This window comes from Epilithonimonas mollis, assembly GCF_900142325.1.
Taxonomy (GTDB): domain Bacteria; phylum Bacteroidota; class Bacteroidia; order Flavobacteriales; family Weeksellaceae; genus Epilithonimonas; species Epilithonimonas mollis.
The window spans coordinates 80915-102364 of record NZ_FRAM01000005.1 but is presented as its reverse complement, the minus strand read 5'-3'; the positions used below and the strand labels follow the sequence as shown (position 1 = coordinate 102364).

The 21450-nt window shown below is 38.4% G+C and carries 20 protein-coding genes; 11 read left to right on the top strand and 9 right to left on the bottom strand.

Annotated features, from left to right (window positions below; genetic code table 11):
* Positions 1–554 precede the first annotated feature (554 nt).
* Complete coding sequence (locus BUA97_RS16305; protein ID WP_245795959.1) at positions 555–1502, bottom strand: beta-1,6-N-acetylglucosaminyltransferase; 948 nt, start codon at positions 1500–1502, stop codon at positions 555–557.
* Positions 1503–1942: 440 nt separating this feature from the next.
* On the opposite strand from BUA97_RS16305, the gene BUA97_RS16300 reads away from it, so the two are divergent.
* From BUA97_RS16300 to BUA97_RS16285, 4 genes are all read left to right on the top strand, one after another.
* Entirely contained in the window at positions 1943–2137 is a 195-nt protein-coding gene (locus BUA97_RS16300) for a cold-shock protein (RefSeq protein WP_073000383.1), read from the top strand.
* Between the two features lie 53 nt (positions 2138–2190).
* Positions 2191–2718, top strand: coding sequence for a MaoC family dehydratase (locus BUA97_RS16295; RefSeq protein WP_245795957.1), 528 nt, complete (start codon positions 2191–2193; stop codon positions 2716–2718).
* 122 nt (positions 2719–2840) lie between these two features.
* Positions 2841–3938, top strand: a complete 1098-nt coding sequence (locus tag BUA97_RS16290; RefSeq protein WP_073000344.1) for a calcium:proton antiporter — start codon at positions 2841–2843, stop codon at positions 3936–3938.
* A gap of 95 nt (positions 3939–4033) precedes the next feature.
* Positions 4034–4621, top strand: a complete 588-nt coding sequence (locus tag BUA97_RS16285; RefSeq protein WP_073000343.1) for a Crp/Fnr family transcriptional regulator — start codon at positions 4034–4036, stop codon at positions 4619–4621.
* Between the two features lie 49 nt (positions 4622–4670).
* Here BUA97_RS16285 and BUA97_RS16280 read toward each other — a convergent pair whose 3' ends face one another.
* Entirely contained in the window at positions 4671–5030 is a 360-nt protein-coding gene (locus BUA97_RS16280; RefSeq protein ID WP_084081377.1) for a response regulator transcription factor, read from the bottom strand.
* Positions 5031–5212: 182 nt separating this feature from the next.
* Positions 5213–6103 (bottom strand): AraC family transcriptional regulator, encoded by an 891-nt coding sequence (locus tag BUA97_RS16275; protein WP_073000341.1) that lies wholly within the window; start codon positions 6101–6103, stop codon positions 5213–5215.
* A gap of 194 nt (positions 6104–6297) precedes the next feature.
* Here BUA97_RS16275 and bglX point away from each other — a divergent pair, with 194 nt between their 5' ends.
* Genes bglX through BUA97_RS16250 form a run of 5 tightly spaced genes read left to right on the top strand, consistent with a single transcriptional unit; the run spans position 6298 to position 14137 of the window.
* Entirely contained in the window at positions 6298–8565 is a 2268-nt protein-coding gene (bglX, locus tag BUA97_RS16270) for a beta-glucosidase BglX (RefSeq protein WP_073000338.1), read from the top strand.
* Entirely contained in the window at positions 8553–9983 is a 1431-nt protein-coding gene (locus BUA97_RS16265) for a glucoamylase family protein (protein WP_084081376.1), read from the top strand. Before bglX ends, BUA97_RS16265 begins: the two co-directional genes overlap by 13 nt.
* A 25-nt stretch (positions 9984–10008) precedes the next feature.
* The gene (locus BUA97_RS16260) at positions 10009–10836 is read left to right on the top strand and encodes a phytanoyl-CoA dioxygenase family protein (protein ID WP_073000336.1); all 828 of its coding nucleotides are present in this window, start codon (positions 10009–10011) and stop codon (positions 10834–10836) included.
* A complete protein-coding gene (locus BUA97_RS16255) occupies positions 10836–11657 on the top strand; it encodes a sugar phosphate isomerase/epimerase (protein ID WP_073000334.1) in 822 nt (273 codons plus the stop codon). Before BUA97_RS16260 ends, BUA97_RS16255 begins: the two co-directional genes overlap by 1 nt.
* 14 nt (positions 11658–11671) lie before the next feature.
* Positions 11672–14137, top strand: a complete 2466-nt coding sequence (locus BUA97_RS16250; RefSeq protein WP_084081375.1) for a glycoside hydrolase family 31 protein — start codon at positions 11672–11674, stop codon at positions 14135–14137.
* Between the two features lie 284 nt (positions 14138–14421).
* Here the strand turns inward: BUA97_RS16250 and BUA97_RS16245 are convergent, their stop codons facing one another.
* Positions 14422–14748 (bottom strand): hypothetical protein, encoded by a 327-nt coding sequence (locus BUA97_RS16245; RefSeq protein WP_073000331.1) that lies wholly within the window; start codon positions 14746–14748, stop codon positions 14422–14424.
* 29 nt (positions 14749–14777) lie between these two features.
* Entirely contained in the window at positions 14778–15593 is an 816-nt protein-coding gene (locus tag BUA97_RS16240; RefSeq protein WP_175546221.1) for a hypothetical protein, read from the bottom strand.
* Positions 15594–16295: 702 nt separating this feature from the next.
* On the opposite strand from BUA97_RS16240, the gene BUA97_RS16235 reads away from it, so the two are divergent.
* Both BUA97_RS16235 and BUA97_RS16230 read left to right on the top strand, forming a co-directional pair.
* Positions 16296–16739, top strand: a complete 444-nt coding sequence (locus BUA97_RS16235; protein WP_073000375.1) for a JAB domain-containing protein — start codon at positions 16296–16298, stop codon at positions 16737–16739.
* Between the two features lie 549 nt (positions 16740–17288).
* Positions 17289–18467, top strand: a complete 1179-nt coding sequence (locus tag BUA97_RS16230; protein ID WP_175546220.1) for a DUF3945 domain-containing protein — start codon at positions 17289–17291, stop codon at positions 18465–18467.
* 370 nt (positions 18468–18837) lie between these two features.
* Here the strand turns inward: BUA97_RS16230 and BUA97_RS16225 are convergent, their stop codons facing one another.
* The 4 genes from BUA97_RS16225 to BUA97_RS16210 all read right to left on the bottom strand — a co-directional run bounded on the left by BUA97_RS16225 (position 18838) and on the right by BUA97_RS16210 (position 21427).
* Positions 18838–19473: a thymidylate synthase gene (locus tag BUA97_RS16225; protein WP_073000326.1), complete on the bottom strand. Its 636-nt coding sequence runs from the start codon at positions 19471–19473 to the stop codon at positions 18838–18840.
* Positions 19466–20293 carry a DNA adenine methylase gene (locus BUA97_RS16220; RefSeq protein WP_073000321.1) on the bottom strand — a complete coding sequence of 276 codons (828 nt, stop codon included), beginning with the start codon at positions 20291–20293 and terminating at the stop codon, positions 19466–19468. Before BUA97_RS16220 ends, BUA97_RS16225 begins: the two co-directional genes overlap by 8 nt.
* Positions 20294–20513: 220 nt before the next feature.
* Positions 20514–20879 carry a hypothetical protein gene (locus BUA97_RS16215; protein ID WP_073000319.1) on the bottom strand — a complete coding sequence of 122 codons (366 nt, stop codon included), beginning with the start codon at positions 20877–20879 and terminating at the stop codon, positions 20514–20516.
* Positions 20876–21427 carry a hypothetical protein gene (locus tag BUA97_RS16210; protein WP_073000317.1) on the bottom strand — a complete coding sequence of 184 codons (552 nt, stop codon included), beginning with the start codon at positions 21425–21427 and terminating at the stop codon, positions 20876–20878. Before BUA97_RS16210 ends, BUA97_RS16215 begins: the two co-directional genes overlap by 4 nt.
* Positions 21428–21450: the final 23 nt, after the last annotated feature.

Genomic DNA, 21450 nt, shown 5'->3' with positions numbered 1-21450 from the left:
GATAATTAAATTAGATATAGATTATCAATGTGTTGTAGTTTTCCGCTATAGCCTTGAAGAGGGTTGTTTTTCCTGAACCGTCAGGACCCTTAAAAATTCCTAATCGTTTTTAAGATATGTTATTTTTTTTCAGAGGATCAGCCTTTTCGTAAGTTTAGAAATATCAACAGTTAAAAAAATCTTTTTGGGTAACAGGAATCAAAGATTGAAAACCCTCCGAAAAAATATTTCAAGCTTTCATCAATTTGCTTTTTTTATTGTTTTTTTGGAATTGAATCCGGTTTTCATCGGGACTGCCTGAATGGTGTATCTGCATATAAAAGTCAGAAACTTCACAAGATGCAAATGCAGTTCATTGAAATTTTGATCCTTATGATTTTACATGCAGTTTCATCTTCTACGTGAAAAACATGATGGGGACTTTAATTCTTTACTTTTGCAGCTTCTTTTGTAGCTTCAAATGATGGGTGTTTCCGGACAAAATATGGAAGGTTCAATATATAAATTTTATATTGAAACAGTGAGTTCTGCCACCTTTTTATGTCTAACAATACTTAATTACTGCCTGGTTGATCTCTTTTCAACTCTCTTTCAATCTCATTGACTTCAGGTAGCGGAAGATTGTAACTACCGGCCACACATTCGATTATTCGCTCATCCGTGAGGTCACCGACCTTATTGATGAAAAGGCTGTTACTCTCTGCCAGGAATTTCAGAAACTTGCTGTAATAATTGTCTTTTCCTATCAGTGGCGGACTAAAAGACGCTCTTTTGTCATCATTCACGATAATATCATTGAAATCGGTATTAATCAGAACGGTCTGAAAGAACGATTCAGCAGGGAGGAGGGTATGCAGATAGTAATCTTCAAAATCCATTACCTTCTCATTGCTGGTCAAAAATGAACACGTATCTCGGGTAAAGATAAACCATTTGCCGCCTATGTAAGGTGTAACGTCCCTCATAAAGTCTCTTTTATAGATTAGTGAGGAAATCCTGTGGGTCAATTCTGTAAAGTGATTCTGGATCCTTTGCAATGTGTCGGGTCTGTAAAACTTCTGATCATAATAAAAGATGTAATTTCTTCCCGCATTGACCGTCAGAAATTGCCTGATGATGTGCTGGGACCTCAATGGGATGTCTTCGCCACTTAGATTGATCAGGTAGTCCCATTGCTTGCTGGCATTCAGTAAGAATTCCATGGCGTTGAGCTCCGCCTGGATCATGCTGAATCCCCCTGAGACGATGTTCATACTTTCCAGGATGTAGACATTAGGATATTGAATGACATAATTCTGGATCGCTTCCGTTATTTCGGAACTGGCTTTCCGGTCAATGTGTATCAGGTAGAATTGATCACGGGTATAAATTTTCTCAAGCAAAGTCTTAAGGGCCTCTGGTCGCTGGTGTACCATAATAAAATAAGCAATACGAACCTGTGGTAAGGATTGCTCTTCAATGGTATGAGATAGGGTCAGTGGTGTAGCTGAATGGGTCTGCATATTTACGGCATTTTTGATCATCCGCACTGTGCAAACAATTCTTCTTTGTGCGTAATGTACGAATAAAATAATGATAATCAACTATTTATATTTTTTAATTTTGAGGAATATTGATCTACATTTGCAAAGTATTCATAAAGAAAGGTTCCTGCCTTCGCTCTACCGGTCAATGACACCGATCGGTCTTGCTTCTACAGTTCCCCGTTTATAGATCCGATTTTTTATGATATTGAGAATCCTGATTCCTCTAATCTTAAAGAATGACCCGACATTGCAGGCCAAGCTATTTAAATGTCTTATGGATAGCATCAATGAGCCGCGCAAAGAATGATAGGTAATAACGATAAATGCTTCAGTTTGTCCTACCATCATCATTAACTTCAAAAATGAAATCTGTAAAGTGTACAGATCCCATTATATTAATTTTTAATTTTATTACAATGCAAAAAGGCACCGTAAAATTTTTCAACGAAGCAAAAGGCTTCGGTTTCATTGCACCATCAGAAGGTGGGGCAGACATCTTTGTACACACCTCAGGACTTGAGTCAAGAGGTATCCGTGAGAACGACGAGGTTGTTTTCAACGTACAGAGAGGAGATAGAGGTTTAAGCGCTATCAACGTTAAACTGGCATAATCTGATCGATATAGTAATTTATTATATTAATTATATTACCGGCCTCCCGCAATATGCAGGAGGCTTTTTATCTTTTTACGGAAATCATACTGGTTCCATTGAACTATTTAATCAGAAAATACATGCAGATCATCAACAATTACGAAGAATATAAGTCCCTGGAAGGAGTCATGGTCGGAAGTTCTCCATGGCACACGATTGATCAACAGCAGATCGACAGATTTGCAGACGCCACTTTGGATCACCAGTGGATTCATGTGGATAGCGAGAGGGCATCCATTGAAAGTCCCTACGGATCAACCATCGCCCACGGATACCTGACCCTTGCTCTGATTCCCTATCTATGGAAGCAAATCGCATCGGTGCAGAATGTAAACCTTGAGATCAATTACGGAATTGAAGACCTGAGATTCGGCATGCCTGTAAAGGTAAATTCTGAAGTATCATTACAGGCAACAATCAGATCGGTGAATGACCTTCGGGGAATGGTTAAGGTCGTTGTCGGTGCAAGACTCGTAGTAAGGGATGAGTCGAAACCTGCCTACACCGGCAATGTTGTGTTTCTGTATCAATTCAAATAGAGCTACTGTGTTCTTTTGTTAAAACTCACAAGGTTGAAGTCTTATCTGCACATTGAACGCATTTTGCTGTCGAAAGATGGTAAGCTCTTAGCCAATCAAAAAATTAAATTAGGTTCTTCTTTATGAATCAACATAAATACTTACGGTATTGGATGATTGTCGTGCCGGTTTTATCATGGCTTTTCTATTTTGGAAGCTTCATTTTTTCATCAGGTTATTATTCGATCCTGCTAACTGCACTATTGCTGGGAAGCGTGCTAACAGCGGTCTATCACTCCGAAGTGCTTGCACATCGGCTCGGTGAGCCTTTTGGTACCCTTCTTCTGGCATTTGCAATAACAGTCATTGAGGTTGGTCTGATTATTTCCATTATGCTCGGGGCCAAAGGTCTGGAAACTATTACTCTGGCAAGAGATACGGTTTTTGCAGCAGTTATGCTCATCCTTAATGGAATTATCGGTATCTGTATTGTTATTGGATCAATAAGATACAGGGAGCAGTCCTTCACTTTGAAAGGCGTAAGTACGGCGCTTATCACTCTGACAGCAGTGGTTGTTTTTGTTCTGATATTACCTAACTACACGGTCAGTCACAAAGGGGGTGAGTATACCTCTTTTCAACTTTTGTTTATTGCTTTGTTATGTCTGGCACTGTATCTCGGTTTCACAATGGTACAGACGATCAGGCATCGGAGCTTTTTTATATCGCCCAGTGACAAAGCGAAGGAAAAAACTATGAAAGATGATGGTAAAATTAAAGTTTCAAGAAAGAATATGTATATCAGCAGTTTTATGCTGATCGTAAGTTTGGGTGTGGTTGTTCTGATGGCCAAGCTTCTGTCAAAAGATGTAGAATATCTTGTGGTGGCCGTGGGGGCACCAAGATCCGCAGTGGGTGTTATCATTGCAGGAATTGTGCTCTTACCGGAAGCTCTTGCGGCAGTCAGGGCGGCCAGAAATGATCGCATACAGACTTCGCTGAACCTGGCGTTTGGTTCTGCGCTGGCAAGCATCGGACTGAGCATTCCTGCTATTGCGATCATATCGGTAATCAGCGGGATTCGGATGACATTGGGGATCGACATCAAATCGACCGTTCTCCTGGGACTATCGCTATTTATCATCACGATTTCGCTGGCCACAGGAAAAACAAATATTATGCAGGGATTTGTGCTGATCGGCATATTTATGATCTACCTTTTTATCACGATTGTTCCCTAATTCTATCAATACGATTGACAAAGAATATTCTTATGCTGCAAATCATAAAGTATACTAGACATTAAAAGCTATATTCATCAATAATTTATCGTACTATGATTGAGGAGGACTGCCTGAGATTACATGGCGCTGTATCTAGAAGATTTACCGCAGGGACTCTGCTTTTCAGCGGATTTGAGGAGGTAGGATATTACTTTCAGATCGTCAGTGGGCTGATAACATTTACCCTGACTGATGCTCATCGACATAACAGAATCTGTACAATTTCAGGTAGAGGTGAGGCCAACTATTCGATATTAACTGATTTTCCTCCTCTCCTTGATGCTATAGCGCTTACGGAATGCAGTGTTCTGATAATGCCAAAAGAAAATTTCCTCTTTATGGTCGCATCCGAAAAAGGAATGATGATGCATATCCTGAAATATCTTTCCGAGCAATTGTACAATTGTATGGAAACAAATCGCATCGAGTTTAATAAATCTCCCTCCGATAAAATCATAGAGCTCCTTCATTTTCTAAAGTTTGAAGAGACTGATCAGGAACTATTCTCTTTGGAAATTGATCTAAACCTTGATCAAATTGCAATGATGTCCGGACTCAATACGGAAATTTGCATTGCTACCATAGAGAAAATGGAAAAAGATGACTCCATTAAGATAAGGAACGGAAGAATATATTTTTAAAGAACATTTATAAAATTTTGATCTGATGACTAATCATATTAGAAAAAGACTACGCAGGTCCTATCAGATTTCGAACGCTAGCCAATAGATCATCGATATCAAACGGTTTAGATATAAATGCGTTAGGATCACACATTTTATCAATCTCAATTGTTTTGGCATGTGCGCTCATCATGAGAATTGGTGTTTCAGAACAGCCATTTTTTTTGAGATTATTGCAAACATCAATCCCGGAACCGTCCGGAAGGAGGACATCCAAGATATATAAGTCAACGTCAACTGTTCCATGCAGCCTATTAAAATCACTTACTGTTGAAACCTCAAGGATTTTGTAACCTTCAATACTGAAAAGGACATTCAGCAAATCGCGGATGCTATCCTCATCTTCTAATATAAATATTGTCTTCATAATCTATGACCTTACGCAACGGAGTATTTATATAGCCAGATAAAAAACGGCATGCTGCATATTGTGGTATGCAAATACTATGCGACAAATATTTATTTTTTAATATTCTTCATTATGAAAATATTTAACGATTGAAATTTACGACATTTTGAAAGGTTTCCAAAATCTAAAAACCATTATCGTTAATTGATTTCACACTTTTCCGTTCTACAATTTCTGGGTGTTACTCCGAATCTTTTTTTGAAGTGCCTGTTGAAATTTGAAAGATTATTAAAGCCGGTTCTCATCGCTATGTTTTCAATATTTTCTTCTGTTTCTAAGATTAATTTCTGTGCTTTTGACAAGCGGTATTCTACCAGATAATCTGTGAATGAGCGTCTTGTCCTCTGAATAAAAAACCGGGAAAAAGATGTTTCAGTCATATGAACCAGGGCTGATATGGAAGCTATTTTTATAGACCTATGGTAATTATCCTTTACAAATTCGAAGACTTTTAAAAGCCGCATGGATTCAAGTGGGTTAAAGCCTTCTATTTCATCCTGCACAATATTATTTAAATTATCAGACGTTGAGAGAATCTCAAGGATCTGCACCAAAGCATACCATCTTTTAAGTGGTTTATAATATTGCATTTTTCGCATTATATCAGAAATTTTTTCCTGTTCTATGCCGGTTATATCAAAAGCTCTTTTGTAATTCTTCAGAAATGATAGAATAGGTTTGAATTCGGGGAGGTAGATAGAGTCACCAAACGTATCTAATGAAAAATGAATAACAATGGATTTGGCCTTAAGCTGTTTTTTTTTATGGTAGTATTTTTCATCACTTTTGTAAGTATGCGGTATATTACAGCCAATAAAACATAGATTTCCGGGCCCAAAATCTCCAAAGTGATTACCGATATAACGTTTTCCCGTGCTGGAAGTTACCAAAACGATTTCAAATTCCGGATGATAATGCCAGGGTGTTGGAAAAAAATCATATTCGAAATTTCTGTAAACAAACGATTCACCTTCCGTCTTGGTGAGATGCTCCAGTGCCGGCAATGCAGAAATAGTTTTATTAGTTTCCATTTACAAATGATATATAAGTACAATATTAAGATATAATCATATTGTATAATGCTAATTTATGTTTATTTTGATATAAAAGTATTAGTTTATAACATAATCATATCAGTCTTGAGATTTATATTACTATAATTTTAGCAAACACAGAACCTTTAAGTTATATAGTAGTTTTTAATCATTTCTTATATTAAATTTTAATGAAACGTATTAGCATTTTATTATTTTCAATCAGCTTTGTTGTAGCTTTTGGCCAAAGCAAGAAAGATATCTTCATCAATAATCTGATGAAGAATATGACTATTGAGGAGAAAATCGGTCAGCTAAATCTTATCTCTCCTCCTGGCAATATCCAGACTGGAGCTGCAGTAAGTTCCGACGCAGAAAATTATATCAGGCAAGGCAAACTGGGAGCTGTTCTGAATATGACAGGTCTCAGCCGAATAAAGGAAACTCAGGAGATTGCCGTAACAAAATCCAGATTAGGAATTCCTCTCATATTCGGATTAGATGTTATTCACGGTTACAAAACAGGATTTCCCATTCCATTGGCTCTTTCAGCTTCCTGGAAACCTGAGTTGATACAACAAGCGGCAGCAATTTCTGCCAAGGAAGCTACAGCAGATGGAATCACCTGGACCTATTCACCGATGGCAGATATCGGAAGAGACCCTCGCTGGGGTCGCGTGGCGGAGGGAGCCGGTGAAGACCCTTTCCTCGCATCAAGAATTACCGAGGCATTTGTGAAAGGCTATCAAGGAAATGATTTATCTGCCAACAATACATTGCTGGCCTGTGTCAAGCATTTTGCACTTTACGGCGCATCCGAAGCTGGGAGAGATTATAATACGGTTGATATGAGTCATCACCGGATGTACAATGACTATTTTCCACCCTACAAAGCGGCTATTGACGCAGGTGTAGCCACAGTTATGACTTCTTTTAATGACATCAATGGCGTTCCTTCTACTGCCAACAAATGGTTATTAACCGATGTTCTGAGAAAACAATGGGGTTTCCAAGGATTTGTAGTGACAGATTTTACAGCAATCAAAGAGCTCATTGCACACGGACTTGGAAACAATCAGCAGGTCGCAGCCAGAGCATTGAAAGCCGGAACCGATATGGATATGGTAGGCGAAGATTATCTTAATACATTGAAAAATTCATTACAAGAAGGCAAAATATCAGAAGAAGACATCAACAAAGCTTGCAGACGGATACTGGAAATGAAGTATAATCTTGGATTGTTTGAAGACCCTTACCGTTATATTGATGAAAAAAGGTCGAAGTCAGAAATTCTCACATCGGAGCATCGGCAAGTTGCCAGAAAAGTCGCGGCACAGACTTTTGTGCTGATGAAAAATGAGAGACAGACACTACCTTTAAAAAAGTCAGATAAAATCGCTTTCATAGGACCACTTTTGGATGACAAGGCCAATATGCCGGGAACCTGGGCTGTGGCTGTTGATTATAAGGAATCTGTTACGGTACAGTCCGCATTGAAAGAATTTCCGGAAAGTAAAAATTATTGGTTTGCCAGAGGCGCCAACCTTACAGAGAATCTCAGTCTTGAAAAAAATGCTTACGTAGAGTTCACTAAAGACAATCCAAGGCAATCTCCGGAAAAACTTTTGAAAGAAGCAATTGATACCGCAACAAAAGCGGATAAAATAGTTCTGGTTTTGGGAGAAGCTTCTGAAATGACGGGAGAATCTGCAAGCAGAACGGACATCAGGTTTCCTGAAAATCAATTGTTACTTTTAAAAGAACTCAAAAAATTAGGCAAACCACTTGTCGTTGTTTTATTTACAGGCAGACCTTTGGATCTTTCTGAGATGGTGGATTTACCAGACGCTATTCTTAATGTCTGGTTTCCGGGAACAGAAGCTGGAAACGCCATTAAGGATGTTTTGTTTGGAGCGGTCAATCCTTCGGGGAAATTAACGATGACTTTTCCGCGCTCACTTGGTCAGGTTCCAATTTATTATAATCACAAAAATACAGGAAGACCTTTGGAGTTCACAGACTATCGTTTTGAAAAATATAAATCCAATTATCTTGACGAGAGAAACGACCCGTTATTCCCGTTTGGCTTTGGACTAAGTTATACCAAATTCGAATATGGAACAATGAATCTTTCAAAAATACAACTCAAAGGCAATGAAAATCTGAAGGCAAGCATCGTTATCACCAATTCAGGGAATTATGATGGTGAAGAAACGGTTCAGCTTTACATTAGGGACAAAGTGGCAAGCATCACGCGACCAGTCAAAGAATTGAAAGGTTTTAAAACTGTTTTTCTTAAAAAAGGAGAAAGCCAGACCGTAAGCTTTGATATTAACCCGGAACTTCTGAAATTCTATAATGAAGACTTAAACTTCGATTGGGAAGAAGGCGAATTCGATATTATGATAGGAACCAATTCTGATAATCTAACGACAAAAACCGTATTATGGCAAAAATAAAACTCAAAATTCTTGTATTAATTCTAAGCACGTCATTGTTCTATTCACAAAAACCAAATGAAGCCAATGTTTCTGAGAAAATTCCTGTAGTAGGTGTCAAGAAAGGACTATCCGATGAAGAACTGATGGAAACCGTTCAGAAACAAACGTTCAGATTTTTCTGGCATTATGGTCATCCGGTTTCGGGAATGGCAAGAGAACGTAGCAATACTGTTAAGTGTAATTATTATTGGGACTACATCAATGAAGCGTGGGACGAGCCCAATCTAAGTATAGGAACTTTCGGGCCGGATGCCATTGCAGTAGGTGGAACAGGTTTTGGGATTATGAGTACGATTGTCGCTGTGGAGCGAAAGTGGATTTCAAGGGAAGCTGGTCTCGACAGAATTATTCAGATTGCTGATTTCCTCACAAAGGCAGACCGTTTTCACGGGGCTTTTCCACACTTTATGGATGGAAATACAGGAAAAACCATTGCATTTGGCCGATTGGATGATGCCGCAGATTTGGTGGAGACCTCATATCTGATGATGGGATTTTTATGCGCAAGAGAATATTTTAATCAGAATACCGTAAAGGATAATTATCTGAAAAAACGAGTCAACGAAATGTGGGATGCCATCAACTGGAAATGGTTTACCAATAATGAAAAGAAGTTGTATTGGCATTGGTCGCCGACACAAGGATTTGATATGAATTTTCCAATTTGGGGCTACAACGAAGCATTAATAACTTACATAATGGGCGCTGCGTCCAAATGGCATCCAATTCCGAAAGATGCTTATGACGGTTCCTGGGCTGGTGCCACAACTTTCAAAAATAATACAAAATATTATGGCTACGAGTTGCCGCTCGGGAATTATGGCGAAGATAAAGGCGGGCCGCTTTTCTTTGAACAATACACGTTTCAGGGCATTGACCCGAGAGGACTAAAAGATAGTTTGAATATTGACTATGAAGTTCAGACCAGAAATCATACGCTGATCAACAGAGCTTACTGTATAGAAAATCCAAAAAAACACGTCGGGTACAGTGAAAGATGCTGGGGACTGACAGCCGGAGACAGTTATAAAGGTTATGTAGCGCACAGCCCTGCGACTGATTTGGGCGTGATACAGCCAACGGCAGCCATTTCCTCAATGCCATTCACGCCGAAGGAAAGTATGCAGGCGATGCGTTATTTCTATGAAGAATTAGGCGGAAAAATCTGGGGAGAATATGGTTTTCACGATGGTTTCCATCTGGGCAAGAACTGGTCGTCCAATACTTATATTGCCATTGACCAAGGGCCGATCATTGTGATGATAGAAAATTACAGAACGGGACTTTTCTGGAAATTGTTTATGAATATCCCGGAAATCCAGACTGGACTGAAACGTCTTGGGTTTACCTCAAAAAGCCCGGTCATCAAAAAGTAACGACTTTGTAATAAAACGTAAAAATATGGGAAGTTTCACTTTGAATAAGAATCAGATAGAGCAATATCACAGAGATGGATTCATCATCATCAATCAATTTCTAAATGCTCAAGAGACTGAAAAACTTCATCACATCGCGATTAATGATGATGTGATGCGAAAAAATGCCTTCGACCTCAATGACCAGACTGGAAAAAAGACAAAACTTAGCCTTTGGTACACACCGGGAAACGATGCATACGGACTTCTGACCAAATCGGAGAGAATGGTAAATAATGTCAATGTGCTGCTGGAAGGCGATGCGCCGGTTTGTCACTTCCATTCCAAACTGATGCAGAAAGAGCCAAAAGTCGGCGGTGCGTGGGAATGGCATCAGGATTACGGCTATTGGTACAAAAATGAATTCCTGTTTCCGGACCAGATGATTTCCGTAATGGTGGCGATTACCGATGCCAATAAAGATAATGGCTGTTTGCAGGTTATCAAGGGAACGCATAAAATGGGAAGGGTGGAGCACGGATTTTCCGGAGAGCAGGTTGGCGCGTCGCAGCATTATGTGGACCTGGCGTTACAAGCGATGGAACATATCTATGTAGAATTGAAAGCTGGTGATGCTTTGTTTTTTCATCCGAACTTATTGCATCGTTCGGAAGCCAATACTTCTGATTTCCCGAGATGGAGCTTGATTTCCTGCTACAATCGTGCTTCCAATATTCCTCATAATGAGCCCAATCTGAGCTGCATCAAGCCTTTGGAAGCCGTTCCGGATGAAGCGATGATGACATTGAATGTTGAAGGTCTATCTGAAAATACAGATTTTCTTTCCAAAGATAAAGATGAAGCGTTAAAATAATGAAGATAAAAGTTCTGGCGACACAATGGGGCAGCGAATCTTGGTCGGCAAAAACATTTTTAGACTTTGTAACGTCTAATGAATATGATGGCGTAGAAATCAATATGCCGCAAGACGCGCAATATATTTCTGAATTCTTGAACGAACTTGAACACATTAGAAAAGAACGGAGTTTTACGTTTGCTGGTCAAGTGGTTCTGGATTACAGAGATGAAGGATTTGAACAACATTTGAAACGTTATAGAGAAAGATTGCAGCAGGTCATTTCCCTTAAACCTGATTTCATCAATGCGCAGAGCGGTGCAGATTTTTTTAGTTTTGATGAGAATTGTGCGTTTATAGATTGCTCTCAGAATCTTGCCAATAGACACGGAATCCGTATCCTGCACGAGACACATCGCGGCAAGTTTTCATTTCATAGTCTTGGGACATTGGATTATCTTAAAAAATATCCTGAGATGGAACTGACGGCGGATTTATCTCATTGGTGCAATGTTTCGGAAAGTTTACTTACGGGACAGGATTTTATTTTGGACAAAGTGTTCCCAAGAGTCAGACATATCCACGCAAGAATCGGTTTTGCGCAAGCACCACAAGTCAATCATTTTATGGCACCGGAATGGGAAGCAACCTCACAAAAATTCTTAAATTGGTGGAAGCAAATATTGAACGTGCAGGAAAACCAGACAGAATTTACGCTTCTCACAGAGTTTGGTCCTCAGCCTTATTTGCCAAGTCTTCCGTTCAGTAATGTTCCGCTTGCTAATCAGTGGGAACTGAATCTGGCAATGAAAGATTTAATCAAAACCACATTTAACTGATATAGTCATTTTTTATGAATTCTTTTAAACTCAAAATCGTTTTTCTCATTATCATCATTGGTCAGTTCTGTTCTGCTCAGGAATCTGTTGGTGAAATCGTGAAATATCAAAAGACCAATCACGGACTAGAAGGCAATACTGCGAAACACTTTTTCAAAGTATCGGTTTATAATCCTAATACGATTAGAATTCAGATTTCAAAAAACAAAAACATCGAAGATTTCTCGTTCGCTTTGGTTGATGAAAAAGTTCCTGATTTTTCCGATTTCAAAATTTTGAATAACGGAAATTCAATCTCGGTCTCTACAAAAGAAATTACAGCAGAAATCCAGAAAAAACCTTACTTTAAAATAACTTATAAAAATGCAAAAGGCGAAGTAATCAATGAAGACCTGGACGGAAAAGCTCTGGGAACCACATTTATGGGCGATAAAGTAACCGTTTATAAAAAACATTTTGGAGAACGTTTTGTCGGAATGGGCGAGTCATTGGGCAACCTAGACAGAAATAAAACCATCGTTACCACCTGGAACACCGACTTCTATAAATATGACGACCCGAGAATTCCGATGTACATCAGCGTTCCTTTCTATATCGGTATTTTGAAGGATAAAGTTTACGGTATTTATTATGATAATAGTTTCAAGGGGACTTTCAATTTTGGTACATCCAATAAACGGTTTATGTCGGTAAGTTTTGATGGCGGCGATATGGATTATTTCTTTATTCACGACGATTCCGTGGCCAAGGTCATAGAAAATTTTACCTCAATTACTGGTAGAATGCCGCTGCCGCCAAAGTGGAGTATTGGCTACCAACAGTCAAGATGCAGTTATTATAATGAAGAGCAGGTGAATTTTATCGCCAGCACTTTCAGGCAAAAGAAAATCCCGCTAGATGGAATTGTCCTGGATGCAGATTATCTTGTGGAATATGAACCGTTCCGAATTGATACTAAAAAGTTTCCGGATATGAAAAAAATGGCATCTGCACTCCGCCAAAAAGGAATTGAACTCACAGCCTCTGTTAATCCCGGCATCAAGATAGACCCGACTTATGAAGCTTACAATGACGGTATCGAAAAAGACATCTTTCTGAAATATCAGGACGGAGAAAAGTACATAACGGACATTTACCCTAATACCAATTACTTCCCGGATTTTACTTATCCCAAAGCCAGAACCTGGTGGGCAGACCAGATGAAAATCTATCAGGATGTGGGTATCAATGGTTATTGGAATGATATGAATGAGCCGGCTATCGATGGACAGATGATGCCTGACAATGTAGTCTTTGATTATAACGGAAGAAAATCCCACACTGCAGAATCACATAATCTCTACGGATTTCTAATGGCGCGTTCGTCTTTTGAATCTTTCAAAAAATATGGTGGGAACAAGCGTCCGTTTGTAATGACTCGTTCTGCTTTTGCAGGTGTTCAGCGCTATGCTACAGTCTGGAGCGGAGATAATCAGGCCAAAGATGAGCATATTCTCCTTGGAATTTTGCTCAATAACCAGATGAGTTTGTCGGGAATTCCTTTTGTCGGACCGGATTTGGGAGGTTATATTGGCGATGGCAATAAGGATTTATACAGACGTTGGGTAGAAGTTGGCGTTTTTTCACCTTATCTCAGAAATCACCGTGAGCAGTTTGCAGCAGCCAATGAACCATGGAGTTATGGCGAAGATAATGAACTGATTTCGCAATCCTATATTGGTTTCCGTTATCAGATGATGCCTTATCTGTATTCAAAATTCCACGAAACTTCAGTGAACGGAATGCCAATTTCCAAAGCCTTGTGTGTAGATTATCCATTTGATTCTAATATTTACGATGTCAATTATCAGCATCAGTTCTTATTTGGCGATGCATTTCTGATTGCTCCGGTTACAGGAAAAGATAAACAGAAAAAGGTTTATTTTCCCGAAGGTCAATTCTATAATGTTTTCACCGATGAAAAAATCGAGGGCAATCAGGAAAAGCTAATGGAACTGGATCCCTATCATTTGCCGATATTCGCCAAAGCATCATCTATAATCCCGCTGCAGAATGTGATTCAATCTACCAAAGAAAAGCCGAATGATACTTTGCTGCTGCATATCTATAATGGTGATAAGCTAAACTCTTTTTCTTATTATGAAGACGACGGCGAAACTCTGGATTATGAGAAAGGTGATTTCTATAAAAGGAGTATAGAATTTGATCCGCAAAAAAAGATTATTCGTTTTTCCAAAGCAGAAGGCAAGTTTAGCTCCAATTTCAAAAAAATAAAAATTATACTTCACGGTTTTGATGCGGTTTCTATAGATTTGAATGCTAAACAGGAACGATGTAAACTGTTTGATCCTTTAGCTAATCTGGATCAGATTTTTTATGATGTAGAGGCGTTGAAAAACCTGAGAAAACAAAATGCAATAAGAGAATCAAAAGTTCTTATTATTGATAATAAGGATGAAGCAATGATTATTAACTACTAATAACTAATATGATAAATTTAGCTCACACAAGTATGTGATATTTCTGACTATCATTAAGCTGTAATAACTTTCAAAATAAAAGAGGAAGTCTCATAACTCAATGATGTGGGTTGAGAATCGTCTGTACAAAAACCATTCCCAGACAGGAGGTCGAGAAAAAACATAAAAAAAGGCTGTTTTCACGAGTTGTGATACAGCCTCTTCTACTTTAGATTGTATTATAATAACTAGGGAGTGTAGATCACTCTTAATCTTATACACAATGGGAAATCTTTTATCCCGGTTTACGTTACATCTTCAAAATGGTTAGGGTTACTTTCGGACGTCTTCAAATAATCGAATAAATAATCATATCCTATCAAAGAGCGAGGATTTTTATACTTGTCAGAGAAGAACATCATATTATTGATCTGTATATAGCCGACGTTATTTCCGGTAATTCCGTAATTTAACAGTCCACTTCCTTTGATGCTTGTACCAAATCTGACAGGATTCTTGACATAATATTGTAAAATTTTATCTTCAAGTATGGCCGTTTTATTGTTAGCTCTGTAATGGGGGAATTCGCCATTTTTTTTTGGTATGATAAGGCTGGTATGCCCATCATTCAACTCTCGTATAATACGCTTTATAATACGACTTAGTTCACCTTTGTTTCTGATGTTTTGTTTTTGATATTTTTCTTTTGTACTGGAACGGTGTCGCTGATGGGTTTCAGGTCTGAATGTACGCCGCGAAAAAACTCCGGATTGTGCAAGGCGACAAACAGATACCAGCAGGTACAGAATAAAAATGCAAAACCGTCAAGCATGACGATCCAAGATCTGATCTCGCCCAGCCCAAAGACAAAAGTAACCAGCCATCTGCTAAGGACTATAAAGTGCAAAGCGTAATATAAAATTGTAATTTTCTTCAGCGCATCCAGTGCAGAAATATTGGGATTCGTATAATTTTCCAGATAGACGGTCCTGGCTTTTTTGATCACCAGGAATGAAGCAATGAAATATACCTGGAACAATAACTCAAAAAGAAACTGGAAAAACTGCATCAAAGGCATATCATTCATCTTGTTTAAGAACAATATCTTGGCCGGCCGGTCAACCATATATATTCCCAAGATCATATAAATACTGTAGGCCGCAAAAGGTATCGTATGTAGTAAGTGTTTTGATTTTAATCTAAAATTTGAATAGCAGACTGACAGTACATACAGATAGAATGAGGCAGGAACAAGATAGACAAAAGTCCAGCGAAATGCTTCAAGATTGATATAATTGACGGGGAATTCCCGCATCAAAAATTTAATACCGTCAATGGCGTTTAGAAAAAGGAAAAAAGCAAGCAATCGGTTACTTAACTTGTATATCGTCTTGACAGTCAATAAAAAAAGAGCAAGAAAAAAAACCATGAAGATTCCTGTAAATGCTGATATTTCCTGAAAGTTGTAACCGCTCATCGTTTTTATTAAAAAGCAAATTTAGTTCAAATGATTATTTTTTAGGTCAGAAAAATATTCCGATTCTTTATATCTATGTTCTTTTACCAATCCTGCATGATAAAATTTGTTGATCTAAGTGATGATGAATTCATATCAGATTTCTTAATTAGGATCGATGCAGGTAGCAGATCATAATTTACAGCTTACATTACTTTTGCGGTCACATGATTTTCTATAGCAAATCTATTCCGTTGTCCCTGCGGAAAAAAATCTTTTTGGGTATCCGTGATCGGAGATCCCGGAGCCTCCGCAAAAACATTTCAAGCCTCCATCAATGTTCTTTCTTATTGTTTTTTGGAATTGATTCCGGTTTTCATTGGGACTGCCTGAATGGTGTATCCGCATAGAAAAGTCAGAAACCTCACAAGATGCAAATGCAGTTCATTGAAATTTTGATCCTTATGATTACCCTTGGTATCAATCCGTATATCTGAAATTAGGATAAGTATTCTTATCAGATATTATTATACAATTCGATCAGACGATTCGATTTTTACAATGGATGATACCATCTGTAAAATATAAAATACCCATTCGTAAAATGAATGATACAAACAGGTAAAAAAGAAAGGTCAAGATTTCCTTCAAGCTGCAATCTACAGGTTTTTTTAACAGCAGGTGCGGGAAAAACAGGTCTCCGCCGCACACGGAGCAATTCAGATGAAATTCAATATTGTCAACGAAATTAAACTGAGCTATTCAAGAAAGGGAAATTGTGAAAGATCGATATCGTCATCAAGAGATGCGGTGGAAGTTTTCAGGGCGCACTTTGATGCGGATGAAATGGATTACAGGGAATCGTTCTTTGCGCTGTATCTGAATCAGGCGAATAAGGCGCTGGGCATTAAGAAGATCTCAGAATGCGGGATCTCTTCCACACTGGTGGATGTACGAATCGTGATGCAGGCGGCACTGCTTTGCAATGCTACGGCAATGATCGTTGCCCATAACCATCCTTCCGGAAATCTGAAGCCTTCCTCGTGTGATATTAAAATGACATCCCAGATCAAGGAGGCCGCCGGGATTCTCAATATTTCCCTGCTGGATCACGTGATCCTGACGTCGGATTCTTATTTCTCGTTTGCGGATGAGGGGTTGATGTAAATCTTGCTATGACTGTTGCAGTTTATGGGATCAGTCTTTTGTCTGGTGTTATTGGCAGGTGGGTACTGTTTGAAGCTACACTTTGAGACTAAGGTAATGATTTAATGCCATCGTTGAACTGTTTACATAAAAGCAGTTGTTAAACCTATCAAGATTATTAGTAGAAGAAATCACCGGACGGCAATAAGCTTTTGAAGCAATATGTTGTTTCGCCTGATACGCCTTTAGAAGTAAATAGATCTTTATTGGAAGGATTTTTTCGAAGATCGGGGAGTGAGAAGTTGATTAGTTGTTATTCAGACGTCATGCTCAACTTTTATTATTTAAAGCAGAAGTCGGACTGCAATGAGCTGCAGGAATCTAAAGCGGAATATCGGATGATAAGAGTAATCATTTTTGCAGGCATTGTCCCTGTTCGGAAATCATATACAGAACATAACAACAATTAAATATTTAAAAATCAAAATCATGAACAATACCGGAAATCAAACAGCAGTTTCAGAGGTCAGTACGTTGTTGGTACTGCGTCACCAAAATAATACCGTGGGAGTGGTAAAATCAGTAAGTGCGAACGGTGAGGTAATGGATGTAAGGCCTGAAAATAAGGGTTCGGATGCGCTAATACGAATTGATGCGTCGGAACGTTCATTTGCGGAGTTCTATGCCGATTTTTACCATCGGCTAAGAGATCCTCAAGACTATTCGTTTTTTAAGGTGCGGGAATTTGAAGCTTATGAAGCGGCTGTAGGATTGCAGTCCTACTTGGATGGTTCAACAGCCGTTGAGAAAGAGGATCTGAGGCCGTATGAGGTATCCATTGATGCGGTAAAGTGTTTCAGAAATCATAAGACGCTGCAAAATGATGGGATGGCCGGGGAAAATATGCCTGATAAGAAATCATCTTTTGTGAAATACAATGCAAATTACCGCTTTCAGGTTGAAGATGTGAACTGGGATGCGGTGTCAGAAATGGGCTTGGATATGAAAATCCTAGAAAAGCTGGGGGCGGTGGAGCCGTTATTAAGAGGATTTAAAACGCCGATGCTGGTTCCTGTACGGGATGGTGACGGTGAAGAAGGTAATTGTGTTGATGCACGGTTACAGTTGAGGCTGAATGACGATGGGGAAGTGGTGCTGCATGTTCATCGGGTAAAGAAAAGGGTAGATTTCAGGAAGAAGTTTATGGGGCATAAGTTGTCAAAGGAGGATAGAAGGAATCTTTTGAATTCAGGGAATATGGGCAGGGTAGTGGATCTTGTGAATCCTATAACGGGTGAGATGGTTCCATCGCTGGTGAGCCTGGATAAGCTTACCAATGAATTGTTTGCTTTGAGAATGGAATTTGTGAGAATTCCGAAAATGATATGTGGCGTGGATTTAAGTTCAGAGCAGCGGGAAGTTCTTCGTTCGGGAAAACCGTTGTTTGTTGAAAATATGGTTTCGAGGAATAACAGGCTTTTTAATGCAACGTTGCAGTTTAATGCGGAGAAGCAGTGGCTGGAATTTTTCTTTAACCGGAAATTGAAAGAAGATGGTTTTGAATTTTGTATTCCTCCAACTTTCAGAGGTGTTACGCTTCGAAGGTGGCAGATTGAGAAATTGAAGGCCGGGGAGAGTGCTTATATCAGGGGTCTTGTTAGTAAGAAAGGGAAGAAGTATCAGGGGTATATTCGTTTTAATAAGGAAATGGGGATGATTGAGTTTTCGTTCAAAAAACCATTTAAATGATGGTTGATAAGATTCTGTGAGTTGAAATAAGATAGTGGTTTTTTAGCTGTTTTAATGGTGTTTCTGAACCTGCGGAGTGTTTAGGCTTTGCAGGTTTTTGGGTTTGTGGATGGGAAATTTCGGGGCAAAAATGCAATTCCTCTCTGCGGTCGGAAACGCATTTTTGCGGAATTTGGTGCAACCCTATTTCAAAAAACATTCTGTGCAAGGTTAGGCTATGTTTTTGAAAAAAGTTGCGGAGTCATAATATTTTTTCATAATCGGCGAAACCAAAAGTATAAAAAAATGATATTATGCACGCCAACTTTCGATTGGAAAATGTAGTAAAATTTAAAGCCTGTTTAAAGTGAACTTAAACAGGCTTTTTTAATTAAGTATTTAAAGAAAAACGAACAGCTTTACCATTGAGTAATTCGGATGTTTTCTCTATATTATTTTCATAAATATGAACATTTCCAAGAAATAAAGTGATTGATTTCAGTGGAATATCTAACTGCCTGCTTATTAAATAGAGATGATATATATCAGCTGGAAGGCCTAAGTTAGCATCCGATGAACGCTGATAAGCTGATATAATAAGTTTACTATTTTGTATCTGAAATTGAATAAGTGACAAACAAGGCTGTTGATTGCTTTCGGTATCATTCTTTCCAAGAAACAATACATAATTCTTGCTGTTCCTCTTTTCCTTGTTGATTTTCTTAATCAAATCGGGCAATTGCTCGAAATAAGTAGGATAAGAATTCACTAATATTGGACCACAATAATCCCACCACGTTATTCCAACCTCACGATATCTTTCTGTAAGACGTTCGCCTGACTGAAACAATTCTAATTCTGCTTTAAGCTTATTTCTAGCTATTCCGTGACTTTCAAATATCTCAAGAAGATCACCAGGTTTGAGTTCTAACTTTTCATTTAAAAGAAAAGTAATGTTACCTTTTTTATTATCTTGAACTCTACCTTTTTTAAGGATTTTTTGAAGCGTTTTATGATATCTATTCATTATTTCTATAAATCATTATATCGGTATAACTTGCATTGTGACTCACTGATGTCGCAATCTCAACAGTTTTAGAACCTTCAAAAGGATTGCGAGCATATTCATTCAGTTCCATCCAGTCACACAGTTCTATGATTTGGCTTTTATTGCTGGTAAAGTAGAAATATGATTGATCTTCAATTGTCTTTAATACGTTCAAATAATCAGATAATTTCCAATAGTCCGGACGGCTGTATGTACTGCAATCAGTTGACAAGTATGGCGGATCAACTAAGAAAATAACATCCTTATGATTGCGATATTCTGCAAATAAATCCCTGTAATCCATTCTGACCCTATCAACACCATCCAAATATCCAACGGCAGTGTACGGACTTAATCTTACCTTATTATATAGCTTTTCTTTCTTCAACTGGTTAAATGATGTCACATAGTTCATTGAAAAAAGCAAGCTGGATGAAATTGTTACCCAATCAATAAAACCGCTTTCTTTAGAAATCCTTCCGATTATCTCTTTTTGTAGTTCATCACTGATTCTTTCTTTGCGAGGTTCTTTAGCACATAAGTCACGGATATCAGCCAACAATGCATTTGTCTTATCAACATTCTCAATACGATGAGAATAGCTATCAAAATCATTATAGATCACTTTTGCATCAGGATACATTTGTTTGACCGTATGACTTAGCAGACCAGAACCACCGAACAAATCAACATACGTTGCATCAGCCGGAAAGCTTTCCAAAGCAGTCTTAAAAGGTTTTAAAAATCTTCTTTTTTGCCCTTGAAATGGCAAAGGCGCTTGTACATAATTGTACTTCATAATTATAAATTTTAGGTTTTGTTTTCTATCTTTGCATCTCTGACCACTAAGCACAAAAAACCAGCTAAAGAAGACTTTTTCGTCCTCCGTAGCTGGTTTCAGTGCGTTTTTAAAAGTGGTCAGAGATTTTTAAAAAGCGGAGGACGTTTTTTCCTCCTATTCTTTTAACGTGCAGCACCAAAGCAATTGCTTGGCTGGGCACGGATTTTCTAAGTAAATTCTAACTTATTTCAAAATTATTAATTGATTTCCGGCAATGGTCTAGGTCTATCTTGTTCAGAATTTTAACCAGTAACATTCCTGTCTTAGTCAGCGTTCCATCTCGCTCATTCTTGCCTAATGCGCTGCTTATCGTTTCTCTGAAATCTCCAAACTCGTAACCTTGCTCATTTCGTAGAAAGCGGTTAAATAAACTTCTGTATTGGTAATTACCAAACCTGTCTACAGCAACGGCAAAACTGCGCCAATATCCGCTCAGTCTACGCCAATTGAAACGATCTTTGAAAAAGTTCACGTAAACAAATGATACCGGTTCCAAAATCAGAAACAGCAAAATAGCTGTAAGTGCTAAAATCAAATTTTTCACAGTGCCGGGAGTTTAGTGAATACATCAGGATTAACCGCTTGCTCATCAGCAATAAATTGCTTTGTAAACAACTCCATCGCTTCCAAAAACTTTTTATTTTCTACAATGGTAATGAGATACTTCAGTATTGGTACCAGGTATGGTTCATTTTTAGTTTCGATGACAGTCAAAACAGGTTCTGGATTTGGATTTTCCTGAGTTGGTTCTGGCGTTACATATTCTGAATATTGAGTGGGAACCAAAATACGATCTCCCGTTTCCGGATCAATAAGAGATGTAAGATCACTGGCACTTTTTGTCCAGTCAGGTACTGGTAGATTTAGCTTAAGTTCTTTTTGAGTTACTTTATGGATTAAAACTCTGTAAGGAATTATTTTAAGATGCTTTTGGCTCAATGCTATGTTGATGTCTTGAACTCGCAGATATTGTTCATAATCCGGTAAGTCTTCTATTTCCGGCAGTAATACCTGTGCTAATATTTCTTCTTTTTCCTCTATATAGGAAACTAAACCGTCTAATTCTGGTGGTAACATTTGTTTGCGTTGCATTTATGAAATTTTAATAGTTTTTA